The organism is Miltoncostaea oceani (assembly GCF_018141545.1).
GTDB classification, from domain to species: domain Bacteria; phylum Actinomycetota; class Thermoleophilia; order Miltoncostaeales; family Miltoncostaeaceae; genus Miltoncostaea; species Miltoncostaea oceani.
On the sequence record NZ_CP064356.1, the window covers coordinates 1,732,053 to 1,747,240 of the forward strand.

General features: G+C 75.7%; 13 protein-coding genes. 9 read left to right on the forward strand and 4 right to left on the reverse strand.

Annotated elements, in window-relative coordinates:
• Positions 1-434: 434 nt before the first annotated feature.
• Together IU369_RS08845 and IU369_RS08850 are read right to left on the reverse strand one after the other, a co-directional pair.
• Positions 435-1,814: an MGMT family protein gene (locus IU369_RS08845; RefSeq protein ID WP_217924206.1), complete on the reverse strand. Its 1,380-nt coding sequence runs from the start codon at positions 1,812-1,814 to the stop codon at positions 435-437.
• Between the two features lie 105 nt (positions 1,815-1,919).
• Positions 1,920-4,004: a TolB family protein gene (locus IU369_RS08850; protein ID WP_217924207.1), complete on the reverse strand. Its 2,085-nt coding sequence runs from the start codon at positions 4,002-4,004 to the stop codon at positions 1,920-1,922.
• 176 nt (positions 4,005-4,180) lie between these two features.
• On the opposite strand from IU369_RS08850, the gene IU369_RS08855 reads away from it, so the two are divergent.
• The 3 genes from IU369_RS08855 (at position 4,181) to IU369_RS08865 (ending at position 6,825) form a co-directional block, all read left to right on the forward strand.
• A complete protein-coding gene (locus IU369_RS08855; protein WP_217924208.1) occupies positions 4,181-4,507 on the forward strand; it encodes a hypothetical protein in 327 nt (108 codons plus the stop codon).
• A 32-nt stretch (positions 4,508-4,539) separates the two neighbouring features.
• On the forward strand, positions 4,540-6,285 hold the full coding sequence (locus IU369_RS08860; protein WP_425516818.1) for a DEAD/DEAH box helicase: 1,746 nt from the start codon (positions 4,540-4,542) through the stop codon (positions 6,283-6,285).
• Between the two features lie 84 nt (positions 6,286-6,369).
• On the forward strand, positions 6,370-6,825 hold the full coding sequence (locus IU369_RS08865; RefSeq protein ID WP_217924210.1) for a hypothetical protein: 456 nt from the start codon (positions 6,370-6,372) through the stop codon (positions 6,823-6,825).
• A gap of 177 nt (positions 6,826-7,002) precedes the next feature.
• Here IU369_RS08865 and IU369_RS08870 read toward each other — a convergent pair whose 3' ends face one another.
• Complete coding sequence (locus IU369_RS08870; RefSeq protein ID WP_217924211.1) at positions 7,003-7,413, reverse strand: BON domain-containing protein; 411 nt, start codon at positions 7,411-7,413, stop codon at positions 7,003-7,005.
• Between the two features lie 210 nt (positions 7,414-7,623).
• Entirely contained in the window at positions 7,624-8,106 is a 483-nt protein-coding gene (locus tag IU369_RS08875) for a CbiX/SirB N-terminal domain-containing protein (RefSeq protein ID WP_217924212.1), read from the reverse strand.
• A 143-nt stretch (positions 8,107-8,249) separates the two neighbouring features.
• Between IU369_RS08875 and IU369_RS08880 the strand changes: the two genes are divergently transcribed.
• From IU369_RS08880 to IU369_RS08905, 6 genes are all read left to right on the forward strand, one after another.
• Positions 8,250-9,662 (forward strand): TIM44-like domain-containing protein, encoded by a 1,413-nt coding sequence (locus tag IU369_RS08880; protein WP_217924213.1) that lies wholly within the window; start codon positions 8,250-8,252, stop codon positions 9,660-9,662.
• Between the two features lie 68 nt (positions 9,663-9,730).
• The gene (locus tag IU369_RS08885; protein WP_217924214.1) at positions 9,731-10,960 is read left to right on the forward strand and encodes a peptidoglycan-binding protein; all 1,230 of its coding nucleotides are present in this window, start codon (positions 9,731-9,733) and stop codon (positions 10,958-10,960) included.
• Entirely contained in the window at positions 10,960-11,751 is a 792-nt protein-coding gene (locus IU369_RS08890; protein WP_217924215.1) for a methyltransferase domain-containing protein, read from the forward strand. Before IU369_RS08885 ends, IU369_RS08890 begins: the two co-directional genes overlap by 1 nt.
• A 36-nt stretch (positions 11,752-11,787) precedes the next feature.
• Positions 11,788-12,159: a hypothetical protein gene (locus IU369_RS08895; RefSeq protein ID WP_217924216.1), complete on the forward strand. Its 372-nt coding sequence runs from the start codon at positions 11,788-11,790 to the stop codon at positions 12,157-12,159.
• Positions 12,160-12,176: 17 nt separating this feature from the next.
• The gene (locus IU369_RS08900; protein ID WP_343233234.1) at positions 12,177-13,574 is read left to right on the forward strand and encodes an SDR family NAD(P)-dependent oxidoreductase; all 1,398 of its coding nucleotides are present in this window, start codon (positions 12,177-12,179) and stop codon (positions 13,572-13,574) included.
• Positions 13,575-13,647: 73 nt separating this feature from the next.
• On the forward strand, positions 13,648-15,162 hold the full coding sequence (locus tag IU369_RS08905) for a hypothetical protein (RefSeq protein ID WP_217924218.1): 1,515 nt from the start codon (positions 13,648-13,650) through the stop codon (positions 15,160-15,162).
• Positions 15,163-15,188: the final 26 nt, after the last annotated feature.

Here is a 15,188-nt window from a genome sequence, read left to right on the forward strand (position 1 = left end):
CCCCCGCAGGCGCCCCCGGGCGCCCGCGGGATGGTCCCGGTGCGCGCGTCACCGGGATCCCGTCCCCCTGAGCGGGATCCCGGCTCCTACGTCCCGGTCGGCGGCGCACCCGGTGACGCAGATGGAGCACCCCGCCGACCCGGCCCGGGGCGACCGCCCGGCCACCGACGTCGCCGCGAGGCACCGGATGGCCTGACCCGCCGCGACAGCCGATGTCCGGCGCGGGATCCCTGAGGCCACGAGGACGAACGTCCATCGCCGACGGCGGCGGGTGCGCGGGACCCCCTCCCGACGTGGTGCGGCTCGTCGGAGGGGCCCCGTGGCTCGCGGGACTGCGACCGGGTGCACCGTCGCGACCCCCCGCGGATCTCCGGCCGTGGCGGCGGCCTCGAGGCACGGGCCGACGCCGCCGTGCCCCGGCCGCCGACGAGTGCTCAGGCGGTGCCGGCCGGGTCGAGGGGGGTCGGTACCCACCGGAGGGCCGGGGGAGCGATGTCGCCATCACCGAACCCCATCCCCTCGTCAGCGAGCCGCTCCCTGGCGAACTCGGGCCCACCCTCCTCGCCGATCCAGCGGGGTGAGACCTGCCCGGTCGACCGCAGGACACGGTGGGCGTTCGGTATTGCCGGATCGGTTGCGATCACCCCGGCGACCGACTGGGCGGCTCCCGGCACTCCGATCGCCGCCGCCAGATCACCGTAGGTGGTCCACCGACCACGCGGTATCGCCGCGCACATGCGTCGTAGGGCGTCACGATCGATCCGCCTGCCCGGACCTCCGGCCTGCAGGATCCCGGCGTCGGCCGCCAGATCGCGAAGGCTCGTCTCTCCGTCGACGGTCCAGTAGAGCATCCCGTTGACGCCGTCACTCGAGACGTCGCCCTGGCGAACCCCGACCCTGTGGAGGACCGTCGCCGCCAGGAGGGACGGTGAGAGGAGGGCGGTCTCACCCGTCTCCGGATCGGTCCACTCGAGCGTCCGCACGCCGTCGACCGTGGCGAGCGTCGCCCGGTAGAGGGGCTCCTCCTCGCTCCAGGCGGGGCCGCTCGCGGGTACGGCATCGCGGCGGAAGTAGAGCGTCTGGCCGAGCGCGAGCGCGTCGGCTTCGAGCAGTCGCGGGATCAGCCGTCCGGCCCGCGCTCGCTCCCCCTGATCGCGCACCGTCTCCTTGCGCTTTCGCAGCACGCCGAGTCGGTACTGCTCGGCTTCGGGGAGCGGGATGATCGTCTCCGAGTGGACGAGGATGCGCCCGCCGACCGCGAAGGGCTGGAGACGCACGCAGCGGATGTCCATCTCGTAGCTGTCCGCCAGCCAGAGGACGGTCGTCGTGACCTCCGGTCGGTAGTCCCCGGCGACGGGCACGATGCGGGGCGTGTCGTCGATGACGGGCGGTTCGTCCTCCGACCCGCCCAGGAGGTCGAGGAGGAAGGCCCGCGACGCGTCGGTGCCGAGGTCGTGATGTCGGGCGTGCATCTCGACCACGTCGTCGAACTGTGCGGCGGCGACGTACGCGGCGTACTTGATCGCCTGCAGGTCGACGGTCGTGCTGGTCCCGTCGCGCTTCAGCTCGACGACGACGAGGCGCCCGCGCCCCGGCTCGATCGCCGTGATGCCGAGCACATCGAGCCGCTCCGAGGTGCGATCGAATCGATCGAACTCGCTCGTCACCACGGCGAAGTCGCCGCCTGCGAGGGCTGGTGCGGACGTCACCCAGGCCTCGAGGTCCTGGCGTTCCCAGAGCTTGAGCTCCGGGAACGTGCTCGGGGCGACCTCTACGACCTCCCGCGACTCTGGATCGACCTCGAACAGTGGCATGCCCGGTGAACCGTGCCCGGTGGGGCGGCGGGAAGGGGACCGGCGTCCTCGTGGGTCAGCGCACGCGTGGACCGGGGCGAGCGACGTGGGCTCATGACCGCGTCACTACCAGCCGGCCGGGGCGGGACGCTTCTTGGGACCCGGCCCGAGCGGTCCCCAGAACGGACCGGGGAACCGCTTGGTGCCCTCGGAGGTCTCGGATCCCCAGCTCCCGCCGAATCCGTACCACGGCGCCTTCGTCGCCTCCCGGAAGCCTCCCGCCCCCTTCTGCCACGTCTCCCAGGTGACCCCCCCGCCCGGGTGGCTGTCGCCGACGCCCTTCGTGACCCAGGGCGGACAGGAGATACGGGTCGACCTGCGCGGGACGTGGTAGCTCGCATGGGCGCCCTTCGCCACGTACACCCGCGGGTGCGACCTGCCGGCGATGGCCCCGTCCCGGCGCATCTTGGCCCACGAGTGGACGTCCGCGTCGCACAGGTGCTGCCAGTAGCCGGCCGCGACCGCCTGGTTGCGCGTGTCGAGCCGCACGGCGATCCGCTCCCAATCGCCCTCGTGCACGTCCTTGACTCCCGCCAGCTTCACGTAGTTGCGTGCGGAGAAGAACCAGTAGGTGATGTACCGGCGGGGGACGTACTGGACGTACATGACGGGGGCGTTCGGATAGGTGCCCCCGCTCTCGTCGGGCGGCGTGCGACCCTTCCATGCGTCGTTGTCGAGGTTGAGGTAGAAGCCCCACCGGCCATTGTCCGCGGTGACCTTCGCCTTGTTCTTCGTCTCGGCGGGAGCGGTCAGCTGCCGTGTGGTGAGCGTCACCCGGCGCCCCGGCGCCTGGGCGCCGCGACGGACGAGCCCCGAGCAGTAGCGGTAGCGATACCTGCCGTCCGGCAGCCACGACGAGATGATCTTCCCGCGGCCGACGATGCGAGCGTCCTTCGTCGGGCACCCCCGGCCGTGCGCGCCGTTGGGGTTGGCGAAGTCGAGGGAGGAGCGCCGGACGAACTCGCTCGGATCCATCGGCCAGTGGCGCTCGCGGGGATGGAACTGGACCCACGGTGCGTAGGAGGGGATCGGGTCGAAGACCGCGGTCACGGTGACATCGCCCTCCGCGGTGAACCGGCACGTGCCGACCGGCCCGTACGTGACGGGGCCCGGGCAGTCGCGGAAGCCGACGAAGCCGCCCTTCGGCTCGTCCGCGACGGCCCGCACCGTCACCTCGTCGCCCGCGGTGACGACTTCGGCGCACTCCGAGGCGCACTCCGCGTCGCCCGGCCGGATCTCCACCACCCCCGGACCGTCGACGTCCGCGGTGACGCGGGCCCGGGCGCGCGGATCCCGCGTGTCACCGATGGTGAGATCGGGCTGGGAACCCGGGAAGAGCGTCCGGACATCGCCGCCGCCGGCCGGGATGTAGCGGACGTCGCCGTCGGCCGCGTAGACGACGTCGCCGCGGGGGCCCACCGCCACCCGCGAGAGGCTGGTGGCGCTGTCCCTGACGACGCCATCGACGACGAGCTCGCGGTCGGCCGTCGGCTCCGTGACGCAGTACCCGCCGCTGGCGGGCTCCAGTGCGTTGCGGACGTACGCGAACACCCCGCCGCTCCTCTGCCCGCTGGAGAAGGCGGTGAGCGGTTCGGCGAGGATCTCCGTGACGACGCCGGTCAAGGTGACGCCGGCGAGCCGGTACGACACGCAGAGGTCGTCGTAGCCACCGCGGTCCACGCGGCAGAACGGCGCCCCCTCCCCACGACTGAAGATGATCTCCTCCCCGTCGTCCGACCATCTCGGGAAGCGGTTGCCGCTGGTCAACGTCTGCGCGTCGGTGGTCAGCTTGCGGCGCCCGGAGCCGTCGGGGCCGGAGACGTAGATGTCCGTCACCCCCGACGAGCTCACGGTGAAGGCGATGTCATCGGTCACGGGCGAGAAGTCGGGCGACTGTCCTCCCGGGACCGACGTGACCCCCCCGGTCGTGCGGTCGAGGACCGAGATGCCGGCGACACCCGTCCCCCAGGCGACGAACCGTCCGGTGCGGGAGACCGTCGGGTTCGTCTCGCATGCGGGGCTCCCGGTCAGGTTCTGTGGAGCCTCCCCGGTGAGGGGTGCGATCCATATGTCGCAGCCGTCCGCGAACACGACACGGGTGGCGGGGTCGTCCGCCGCCAGCGACGGGGCCGCGGCAGCGAGGAGCGCCATGGTGGCGACGAGAAGACCAGCGAGACGGTGGTGCACTGCCCCTCCAGGTGGATTCGCCGGAAGGTACGTCCCGCTCGTGCGCATCGTCGCTGGTCTTTCGGCCAGTTCCCGCGGAGCGACACCGTCGGGCGTGGCCACCCCGGTAGGTTGGACGCCCCCGACCGGAGGCCCCCCACATGGCGCTGAAGTCCGTCACCACCGCAGGCCGCCAGCGCTTCGCGCTGCACTGCGACCACTGCGACCGTCCCATCGTCGACGCCGCGCAGGGCAGCAGCGTCTGGGCGGAGGGCGACGGCGAGGCCCCCGCCTACACGGTCCACAAGGGCGACTGCCAGCGCGCGATGGCGGCGACGCTCGGGGTCGACCACAACGGCCTCGGATTCGACGAGCTCGCCTACCTGCCGACCCGCCTCGAGGCCGTCCTGAAGGTCGATCACGAGAAGGCCAGCGCCAGCGCCGCGTTCCTCGACCGGCTCCGCGCGATCGGCGGGCCCGCCACGTAGGGAGGCTCCCGGCCGGGGTCGGGGGCCGGCACCTGTCACACTGCGCGGTCGCCGCGGACGTCCCGGCGGTGCCCACGACGAGGATGACGGCCACGGACCCGACCGCAGAACGCCCCGGATTCACCGAGCTCGGCCTGCGCCCCGAGCTGCTCGCCGCGCTCACCGAGCTCGGCTACGAGGAGCCCACCCCCATCCAGCGGGAGGCGATCCCGCCGCTGCTGGAGGGACGCGACCTGCTCGGCCGCGCCGCGACGGGCACCGGCAAGACCGCCGCCTTCGCCCTGCCGCTGCTGGAGCGGATGACGCCCGCCGCCGGGACCGGTGGCCCCGGGGCCCTCGTGCTCGTCCCCACCCGCGAGCTCGCGATGCAGGTGTCCGAGGCGATCCACCGCTACGGCCGCTCCATCGGCGCGCGCGTGCTCCCGATCTACGGGGGCCAGCCGATCGGTCGCCAGCTCCGGTCCCTCGAGCGGGGCGCCGACGTCGTCGTCGCCACCCCGGGCCGGGCGCTCGACCACATCGGCCGCGGCACCCTCCACCTCGACAGCATCGCCACCGTCGTCCTCGACGAGGCCGACGAGATGCTCGACATGGGCTTCGCGGAGGACATCGACGCGATCCTCGACGGCACCCCCGACGGCCGCCAGACGGTGCTCTTCTCCGCGACGATGCCGGCCCGCATCAACGCCATCGCCAAGCGCCACCTCACCGACCCCGTCCGCATCCAGATCGTCGAGGAGCGCGCCGCCGCCGGCGAGGCGCCCCTCGTGCGCCAGAGCGCCTACGTCCTGTCGCGGGCCCACAAGCCCGCCGCCCTCGCGCGCGTGCTCGACGTCGAGGCGCCCGCCGCCGCGATCGTCTTCTGCCGCACCCGCAACGAGGTCGACCAGCTCGCCGAGACGCTCACCGGTCGCGGGTACCGCGCCGAGGCGCTCCACGGCGGCCTCAGCCAGGAGGGCCGCGACCGCGTCATGCAGCGCCTGCGCTCCGGGACCGCCGACCTGCTCGTCGCCACCGACGTCGCCGCCCGCGGCCTCGACATCGACCAGCTCACCCACGTCGTCAACTACGACGTCCCCTCCGCCCCCGAGTCGTACGTCCACCGCATCGGGCGGGTCGGGCGCGCCGGGCGCGAGGGCGTCGCGATCACCCTCGCCGAGCCGCGCGAGCACCGCCTCCTCAAGAACATCGAGCGGGTCACCGGCCAGCGGATCCAGATCCAGAAGGTCCCGACGATCGCGGACCTCCGCGCCCGCCGCCTCGAGATGATGCGCGCCACGCTCCGGGAGGCGATCCTGGAGGAGGGCCTCGACCGCTTCCGGGTCGTCGTCGAGACCCTCGCCGACGAGTTCGACGTCATGGAGGTCGCCCTCGCCGCCGTCAAGCTCGCCCACGACGCGACCGGCGGGCCCGTGGACGAGGTGGACATCCCCGAGGTCGCCGCGCCCCGCCCGGAGCGGCCGCCGCGCGACCGCCCCGACGCCGGGGGACGCGGCAAGCCCCGCGCCGCCCGCGGACGCGGGCCGTCCGGCCCCACCACCCGGGTGTTCGTCGGGGCCGGCCGCAGCGCCGGCGTGCGCCCCCAGGACCTCGTCGGCGCCGTGACGGGGGAGTCCCAGCTCACCGGCCGCGACGTCGGGGCGATCGAGATCTTCGACCGCTTCTCGCTCGTCGAGGTCCCCGTGCCCGCCGCCGACGACGTCATCGCCGCCCTGCGCGGCAGCACCATCAAGGGCCGCAAGGTCACGATCCGGCGCGAGCGCGACACCTCGGGCTGACCGGGCACCCGGGGACGGCGCGACACGCCCCCGACCCGCCAGGATGGGGACCTGACAGCACCAGACCGGAGACGGAGGGACGACATGGACGGCTCGACGGACGGGCGGGACGGCGGGTCCGGTGAGGACCGGCTCCGCGCGCTGGCGCAGAGCGGCGAGCAGTTCATCGCCGTGGGCGAGGACGGGGAGGGCCACGTCGTGATCGCCGTGGCGGTCCCCGGCGAGCAGGCCGCCGCGATCGCGGGGACGACCGGCGTCAGCGTCGGGCGCGTGGAGGACGACGAGATCGAGCGCCTCGTGCTGGCGTTCTTCGCCGAGCACGGCGACCCCAACGCGCAGGACCCGGCGTTCGTGCTCGCCCTCGCCCCCGCGGTGCCGGAGCAGCGCGCCCACCTCGCGACCCTCGCCCGCGCCGAGCGGGCCTCGCTCGTGGTGCTGGAGGTGCCGAGCGGCGAGCAGCGCGCGGTGCGGGCCATCGGGCCGGAGGCCCTCGACGAGCTCCGCGACCTCTCCCGCGAGGCGGGCATCGAAGGAGCCTGATCCGCTTACGGTTCCGTGGGAACCGTCATCTCTTGTTCAGGTCGGGAGGTGCCGATGCACCGGACACGGACGCTCGTCCGCCGCGCAGCCCCCGCCACCCCGCGCGCCGTCCCGCAGCGGCCACGTCGTGCCCCACGCGGAGGTGGCGGGGGCCGCACGCGGCCCCCGCCGTGACCGTCAGGCGGAGACCGGCGGAGGGCTCCCCGGCGCGTGGAGCAGGTTCTCGACGCGCAGAACGCCCTCGACCGCGGCGACGCGGATCGGCACGTCGGCCACGAGGGCCTCGTCGACCTGGCCGCGGAGGGTGATGACGCCGCCGACGGCGTCGAGGGCGATGTCGCCCTTCGGCAGCGCCGCGTCCCGGAACAGCTCCGACTGGACCCGGGCGAGCAGGCGCGCGTCGTCGGGCGAGCCGCCGCCGGCCTCCAGCGGGTCGCCGCTGGGGCCGTGGTATTCGAGGCGGCCACCGCCGTCGTCGGACGACCCCCAGCGGTCGGGTGCCCCCGACGACCGGCGGCGGCGCAGGAGCGCGACGACGCCGGCGACGGCGGCGCCGATGGCGGTGAGGGCGAGCAGGACACGCCTCATCGGGTGACCTCCGGGGTGTGGGGGTGGGCCGGCGGGAGGACGGCCACGGGATCCCCGCCGGGCGGTGTGCCGGGGTGCGGCGACGGCGGCGGGGGGAGGGGGGTGGGGGCGGCCGGCGGCCGCCCGGGCGGGCGTTCGTTCACGACGACCTCCTGGTCGCAGGAGGGATACCCGCGGGGGTGCCGCGCCAGACCCGGCGCGACGGCGGGGCTACGACGCGGGCGCGGCGGCCCCGGCGCCGACCTGCATGCGGCACGTCCCCGTCCCGGCGCAGGCCTCGCACTCCTCCGCCTCGCCGCGGACGTGCGCCAGGCAGTGCTCCACCCGGGCGCTCACGACCTCGGCCATCAGCGGGTGCAGGCCGAACGGGGCGGCGACGAGGTACGCGACGCCGGGGTGCCGCGCCGCGGCCTCCTCGACGAGGGCCGGGATGTCCTGCCGCCAGTGGCGGCCGGGGAGCAGGAAGTACGGCGACACCACGACGGTCCGGGCGCCCCGCGCCACACACGCGTCGAACGCGTCGGAGATCGACGGCTCCGCCAGCTCCATGTGGGCGGGCTCGACGATGTCGTAGGGGACGACCTCCGTCACCTGGACCACCATCCGCTCGAGCATCTCGTTGCTCTCGGCGCGGCGCGAGCCGTGGTCGACGACGATCAGTCCGATGGGTCCGGGGGTGCCGTTCGCGTCCATGCCCCGATGGTAGTGGTCCGGGCCCCCGGGGGGACACCATCCGTCCGACGATCGGTACGGACGTACGCCGCCGGCCGGGCGTCCGCCGGTTCCCCGGGAGCGGGACGGCCGTCGCGCCGGGCGGGGGCCGCTACCCTCGGCGCATGACCTCCGACCGGCGCATCCCCGGCGCGTTGCGCGCCCTCGTCCTCACGCTCGTCGTGCTCGCCGCCCAGGCGGCCACCGCCCTCGGCGCCGCCGGCGGCGGCAGCGGCGGCTTCGGCGGAGGCGGGGGAGGGGGCGGCGGCGGCGGGTACTCGGGTGGCGGCGGGTCCGGCTCCGGCTCGGGCGGCAGCCTCAGCGGCACCGGGGCGCTCGTCGTCTTCGGCGGCGTCGCCGTGGTGCTCGTGTTCGGCTTCATCCAGGAGAAGCGCAAGGCGACGTGGAGCCGCAGCTACGCGAAGGCCCGCGACGCCCTGACCGCGTCCCGCCGCGAGGCGCGGCGCGAGGAGGTCGAGCGGAAGGCGCGCGTCGCGGCGGAGGACGACGCCGCGTTCGAGGCGGAGAAGGTCCGCGGCGAGGCCGAGCTGCTGTTCGCGTCCATCCAGCGCGCATGGGACGAGGACGACCGCGACGCCCTCGCGGCGATGGTCGCCCCCGACCTCATGACGGAGTGGCGCCTGCGGCTCGAGGACTTCGCGTCGAAGGGCTGGCGCAACCGCGTGGAGGTCACCTCGAGCGACGTCGAGTACGTCGGGATGACGAACCGCATGGACGACGCCGACGACCGCGTCGTCGTCCGCGTCTCGGCGGAACTGCAGGACTACGTGATCGACGGCTCCGGGAACCGCATCAACCACAGCGGCAACAGCGGCTCCGAGTCGCACCTGCGGGAGTACTGGACGCTCGGCAAGCGCGACGGCCGCTGGACGCTCCTCTCCATCGAGCAGGACGAGGAGGGCACCCACCAGCTCGACGCGCCGCTCGAGGCCGACCCGAGCGAGGACCGCCGCATGACCGACCGCGCACGGGTCGAGGCGGCGCAGCGCAACGCCCTCCCCGAGGGCTTCACCCACGCCGAGATCGACGACGAGGACGCGGCGACGGCCCTCGCGAAGGCCCGCGACCTGTCCCTCTCCGACGAGCGCTTCGACCCCGACGTCATCGACCTGACGGTGCGCCGCGGCGTCGCCGCCTGGGCCGACGCCGTCGACGGCGACGACGCCGCCTTCGCCCACATCGCCCGGCCCGAGCTGCTGCAGGAGCTCCTCCACCCGCCGGCCGGCGGCCGCAGCGTCCGCCTCGTCGTGCGCGCCCCCGTGGTGGTCGGGACGACGCTCACCGACGTCGACGCCGACGCCGTCCCGCCGACCGCGACGGTGCACATGCAGATCGAGGGCGTCCGCTACGTCGAGGACCGCAACACCCTCGACGTCGTCGCGGGGTCGCGGAACGGCACCACCCGCTTCGACGGCACCTGGACGCTGTCCCTCGACGGGCCGGAGGACTCGCCGTGGCGGATCGCCTCCGTCCGCGACGACCCGCCGCCGCCGCCGCCGGAGACCCCCGCCGGCTGACGGCCCCGCCGGGGGTGGACCCGGCCGGGCAGGGCGCCGCGCCCGCCCGGCGAAGAGCACGGGACGCGATGCGTCCGCGGCTCCCCAGCGGCGGGGCGGTGGCGATCCTCGCCGCCGTCGCGCTCGTCCTCCTCGCCCTCCCGGCGCACGCGCCGGCCCAGTCGCCGCGCCCGCCCGCCGGGGCCGAGGCCGGGGTCCTCGGGCTCGGCGCCCGCGGACCCGTCGTGCGCGAGCTGCAGCGCGAGCTGCGCCGCCGCGGCATCCGCGTCGTCGTCGACGGCCGCTACGGGCCCGGCACGAAGCGCGCGGTGGCCCGCCTGCAGCGGCGCCTCGGCCTCCGCGTCAACGGGATCGTGGACCGCTCGTTCCTCTGGTCGATGGGCCTCTCGGTGTGCGGGCTCCCCGGTCCGACCACCGCGCGCGGCGGGCCCCGCAACGAGCTGCGGCTCGGCGCGACCGGTCCCCGCGTCTGCGCCCTGCAGCGCCTGCTGGTGCGGGCCGGGGACGACGACGTCGAGGTCGACGGGGGATACGGCCCGCTGACCCGTGCCGCGGTGCGCCGGGCGCAGCGGCGCGTCGGCCTGCGGCCGAGCGGCGTCGCCGACGACCTCCTGCTGCGCCGCCTGCGGGCACCCCGGCCCGGTGCGCCCACGCCCGTGCGTGCCGGGACCCTGCTCTCGGTGGGGGCGCAGGGGGACGCCGTCCTGCGCCTCCAGTCCGAGCTGCGCCGCCGCGGCTACGAGGTCAGCGCCGACGGGGTGTTCGGCCCCCAGACCCGCCGCGCCGTGGTCCGCGTCCAGCGCTCCCTCGGGGTGGCCGTCGACGGCCGGGTCGACGCGGCGCTGCTGAGGAGGCTCGGGACGTTCCGCGCCCGGCACCTCCGGGTGTTCCCCGTGCAGGCGCCCCACTCGTTCGGCGACGACTGGGGCGCCCCCCGCCACCAGGGTCGCCACCAGGGCAACGACATCGTCGCGCCGCGGCGCGCCCCCGTCGTCGCGGTCGCCGACGGGGTCATCGACCGCATGACGCGGGTCGAGCGGGGCCTCGGCGGCATCTACGTCTGGCTCCGCGACGACGCCGGCACCCGGTACTACTACGCCCACCTGTCGTCGATCGCGCCGGGCCTCGCCCCGGGGTCGCGGGTGCGGGCCGGCCAGCGCATCGGCGCCGTCGGACGCACCGGCGACGCCCGCGGCGGCGTCTTCCACCTGCACTTCGAGCTGCACCCGGCCGGGCGCGGGGCCGTCAACCCGTACCCCGAGCTGCGCGCCGTGGACACCGTCACGGTGGCGATCTGATGGGCGACGCACCCGATCCCCTCCGGTTCGACGCCGCCGCCGCGCGCCGCATCGACGAGATCTACGCGACCGACGACGTGGTCGCGCAGCGCCGTGCGGTGATCGCCGCCCTCGCCCCCGTCCCCGGCGAGCGGGTGCTCGACCTCGGGTGCGGTCCCGGGTACCTGGCGGCGGAGATCGCGGCGCTCGTCGGCCCCGGCGGACGGGTCCACGGGATCGACACGAGCGACAGCATGCTCGCCATCGCCGCGGCCCGCGCGCGGCCGCCGGGGGCGGCGCCGGTCGAGCTCGGGACCGGCGACGCCCTCGCCGTCCCGCTGCCCGACGGCGCCGTCGACGCGGTCGTCTGCACGCAGGTCTACGAGTACGTCGACGACATGCCGGCGGCCCTCGCGGAGGCCCGGCGGGTGCTGGCGCCCGGCGGGCGCCTCGTCGTCCTCGACACCGACTGGGACTCGATCGTCTGGCGCTCCCGCGACGACGCCCGCATGGCCCGGGTGCTGGCGGCGTGGGACGAGCACCTCGCCCACCGCGACCTGCCACGGCTCCTGCCACAGCTGCTGCGGGAGGCCGGGTTCGCCCTCGCCGACGCCCGGGTCGTGCCGATCCTCAACGTCGGCCACCGCCGCGCGACGTACAGCGGCGGGATGATGGAGCTGATCGCCGGGTTCGTGCCGGGACGGCGCGGCGTCGACGCCGCCGAGGCCGCGGCCTGGAGCGCGGACCTCGTGTCGATGGGCGACGACTACTTCTTCAGCCTCTGCCGCTACCTGTTCACCGCCGTGCGCTGAACCGCCCCCGGGCGGCGCGGCTATCCTGACCGGTCGATGGCGACCGTCCCCCGCATCCTGCGCCTCACCGACGGCGACGCCGTCGCTCCCGACGGCACCCGGTTCGCCCTGCTACACGTCGTGGCCGGCGAGCGGCACCACCTCGGCTGGTTCGAGCTGTCCGGCGACGCGTGGCGGGTCGGGCTGACGAGCGCCGCCGACGTCGCCGACGCCGGCGTGCCCGCCGCCGAGGTGCGGGCGGCGACCGCCGGCGTGCTGGAGGCGCTGCGGACCGCCCGTGACGAGGACGACGTGGACGTCCCCCCGCCGATCGGCCCGATCGTCAACACCCTCCGCCTCGTCGTCGACCGGCGCCGGGCGATCACCCGGCTCGAGGGCGAGCTGCAGGCCCTCGACCCGGCGCCGTGAGCATCGACGCCGGCGACATGGAGGCGTTCCGCCGCGTCGTCGACGCGGCGGAGGCCCTGCCCCCCGACCACCCCGACGCCGTCGCCGTGCGCCGCGCCGTGTCGGGCGTCTACAAGACCGCGAAGCTGCGCCGCCGGGAGGAGCGGCGGGAGGCGATCCGGGCGAACGACGACGCCGTGACTGCCGCGACCGCCACCGGGGCGCCCGGGCGCATCGACGACGAGACGCGCGGCCTGCCCCTCGTGTCCGCCGCCGCGGGGGCCACGGCGGGGACGCTGATGCGGGCCCGCGCCTGCTACGTCTGCAAACGGCGGTACACCGAGGTGGACGCCTTCCACCACCAGCTCTGCCCGGAGTGCGCGGCCCGGAACCGGGAGCGCCGCGGCGCGCGCGCCGACCTCACCGGCCGCGCCGCGCTGCTCACCGGCGGCCGGGCGAAGATCGGCATGTACGTCGCGCTGCGGCTCCTCCGCGACGGCGCCCACACCACCATCACGACGCGCTTCCCCCGTGACGCCGCCCGCCGGTTCGCGGCGATGCCCGACAGCGGCGACTGGCTGCACCGCCTGCGCATCGTCGGCGTCGACCTGCGCGACCCCGGCCAGGTCGTCGCCCTCGCCGACGCGGTCGCCGCGCGGGGGCCCCTCGACATCCTCATCAACAACGCCGCCCAGACGGTGCGGCGCTCACCCGCCGCCTACGCGCCGCTCGCGGCCGCGGAGGCCGCTCCGCTGCCCGCCGGACCGGCCCCCGAGGTGCTGTCCCTCGCGCCGGGGGGCGTGCGCGGCACGATCGGCGACGGCGCGCCCGGCCACTGGACGCCGACCCCGCAGGCGCTCGCCGAGCTGGCGCTGACCGCGGGCTCCGCCTCACCGGAGCGGGTCGCCGCCCAGCGGGCCATCGACGCGGGCGGGCTCGTGCCCGACCTGCAGCCCGTCAACTCCTGGGTGCAGACCGTCGACCAGGTCGACCCGGTGGAGATGCTCGAGGTGCAGCTCTGCAACATGACCGCGCCGTTCATCCTCGTCGGCCGCCTGCGTGCGGCGCTCGCCGCGGCCCCCGCCCGGCGCCGCTACGTCGTCAACGTCTCGGCGATGGAGGGTCAGTTCAGCCGCGGCTACAAGGGCCCCGGTCACCCGCACACCAACATGGCGAAGGCCGCCCTCAACATGCTCACCCGCACCAGCGCCCACGAGCTGCGGGGCGAGGGGATCCTGATGACCAGCGTCGACACCGGCTGGATCACGGACGAGCGGCCGCACCCGACGCGGGCGCGCCTGGCGGGCGAGGGCTTCCACGCACCCCTCGACCTGGTCGACGGCGCCGCGCGGGTCTACGACCCGATCGTCCGCGGCGAGCGCGGCGAGGACCTCTACGGCTGCTTCCTGAAGGACTACGAACCCGCGCCCTGGTGAGCGTCGGACGGGGGGTGTGTTCCCCGCCCACCGTCCAGTGGTCCCCGCCGTCCCCGCCCCGTAGCGTCCCGGCATGAAGAGCCCCCGCGCACTCCTCGTCCTCGTCGCCCTCCTCGTGTGCGCCGCCCCCGCGGCCGCGCAGACCGGCGTCACCGTGAAGCCCTCGGCCAACGCGCCGGAGAACGCCCGCAAGCTCGGGCCGCTCTGCCGGGCCGACACCCCGAGCTTCCGCCTGTGGTGGAGCGACACCCCCGGCGCACCCGGCGCCGTCGGTGGTTCGGACGGGAACTGCGCGACGCTCCCCGTCGTCGTCTCGGAGCTCGCGCTCACCGCCGAGACCGCCCGGCTGCGCGCCGCCGGCCTCGGCTTCGGCGCCATGGTCGGCGACGGCCCGCCGACCTTCCTGCGCAACCCCGGCCTGCTGCGGACCCTCGGGAGGCTGGGACCGGCGTCGCGGGGCCGCGCGCTCGGCGGCATCGCCCGCTCCGCCCGCGGGTCGTTCCTCGCGGGGCTGACGAAGAAGCAGCGGACCCGGGTGCTCCGCGGCCTGCCGAAGCGCCTGAAGACGCGCGTGCTCGCCGACGTGGGCCGCGCCCAGCGCGGCAGGCCGTCGGACTTCGTCGGCGGCGACCGGCGCGTCGACATCGTGATCGACGCGACCGGTGCCACCGGGCAGGTGCAGGCCCAGCAGACCGGCCTGTCGCCCTGCCGGGCGCGGGTGTCGGGCCGCACGCGGACGTTCGTGTCGTCGTGGGCGATCGTGCTGGCGCCGCCCGCCGACCCGTCCCCCCGCAGCGTCCTCGCGCACGAGCTGTTCCACGTCGCCCAGTGCAACCTCGGCTCCGGCTCCGGCACGCCGATCCTCGTCCGCGAGGGCACGGCGGAGTGGTTCGCCGCCGTCGCCGAGCCCGCCGGCTACCCCGGCGTCGTCGGCCCGACCGGATCCGTCTCGAACGGCAACGCCCGCGCCGTCAGCTTCTGCCGCAACTTCGACCCCGCCGGGCCCGGGACCTCGCCGTACCTCTCCTGGGCCGTCTGGGAGGCCCTCGACGCCGGCACGGCCCCGTCCACCACCGTGCGTCCCGTCATCGCCGGGTTCCCCGGCACGGCCCCCGTGGAGCCCGACGCCGCCGCCGTCATCGCGAAGGTCGGCGCCGCCCGGTGGGCGGAGGGCCTGCGGGCGGCGGCCCGCGCGGTCTGCGGCACCCAGCGCTCGCCGTCGGGTGCGGTGACCTTCGCGCCCGACATCCGCGGCTTCATCGGCGGCGGCGTCACGCCGGCGTCGGTGGGCGCGCCGGCCGTCGTCAACGTCCCGGCGGGCGGGGTCTCGTCGGTCGGCGCCGTGTGGAGCGGCTCGGCCCCCTCGGTGACGCTGACGCTGTCCACGCCGCAGGCCCCGGCCGAGGCGCTGCTGCCGTCGGTCGTGGTGACGACCCGGGCGGGGCTCCTCACGCCGGTGATCCGCAACGGCGCGGTCGTGGTCGACATCCCCGCCGCGTCCCGGCCGGAGCGGGTGGCCCCGGTCACCATCGCGAACCCCGCCCTCGCGGGGCCGGTGGCGGTGACGGTGACGGTCACCACGCCCTGACGCCCCCGGTCACGGCGACGCCCCGG

What these genes read in the sequence shown, in the direction of transcription:
- IU369_RS08845 (WP_217924206.1), bottom strand. Translation starts at nt 1,814, where the DNA reads ATGCCACTGTTCGAGGTCGATCCAGAGTCGCGGGAGGTCGTAGAGGTC.
- IU369_RS08850 (WP_217924207.1), bottom strand. Translation starts at nt 4,004, where the DNA reads ATGGCGCTCCTCGCTGCCGCGGCCCCGTCGCTGGCGGCGGACGACCCC.
- IU369_RS08855 (WP_217924208.1), top strand. Translation starts at nt 4,181, where the DNA reads ATGGCGCTGAAGTCCGTCACCACCGCAGGCCGCCAGCGCTTCGCGCTG.
- IU369_RS08865 (WP_217924210.1), top strand. Translation starts at nt 6,370, where the DNA reads ATGGACGGCTCGACGGACGGGCGGGACGGCGGGTCCGGTGAGGACCGG.
- IU369_RS08870 (WP_217924211.1), bottom strand. Translation starts at nt 7,413, where the DNA reads ATGAGGCGTGTCCTGCTCGCCCTCACCGCCATCGGCGCCGCCGTCGCC.
- IU369_RS08875 (WP_217924212.1), bottom strand. Translation starts at nt 8,106, where the DNA reads ATGGACGCGAACGGCACCCCCGGACCCATCGGACTGATCGTCGTCGAC.
- IU369_RS08880 (WP_217924213.1), top strand. Translation starts at nt 8,250, where the DNA reads ATGACCTCCGACCGGCGCATCCCCGGCGCGTTGCGCGCCCTCGTCCTC.
- IU369_RS08885 (WP_217924214.1), top strand. Translation starts at nt 9,731, where the DNA reads ATGCGTCCGCGGCTCCCCAGCGGCGGGGCGGTGGCGATCCTCGCCGCC.
- IU369_RS08890 (WP_217924215.1), top strand. Translation starts at nt 10,960, where the DNA reads ATGGGCGACGCACCCGATCCCCTCCGGTTCGACGCCGCCGCCGCGCGC.
- IU369_RS08895 (WP_217924216.1), top strand. Translation starts at nt 11,788, where the DNA reads ATGGCGACCGTCCCCCGCATCCTGCGCCTCACCGACGGCGACGCCGTC.
- IU369_RS08900 (WP_343233234.1), top strand. Translation starts at nt 12,177, where the DNA reads ATGGAGGCGTTCCGCCGCGTCGTCGACGCGGCGGAGGCCCTGCCCCCC.
- IU369_RS08905 (WP_217924218.1), top strand. Translation starts at nt 13,648, where the DNA reads ATGAAGAGCCCCCGCGCACTCCTCGTCCTCGTCGCCCTCCTCGTGTGC.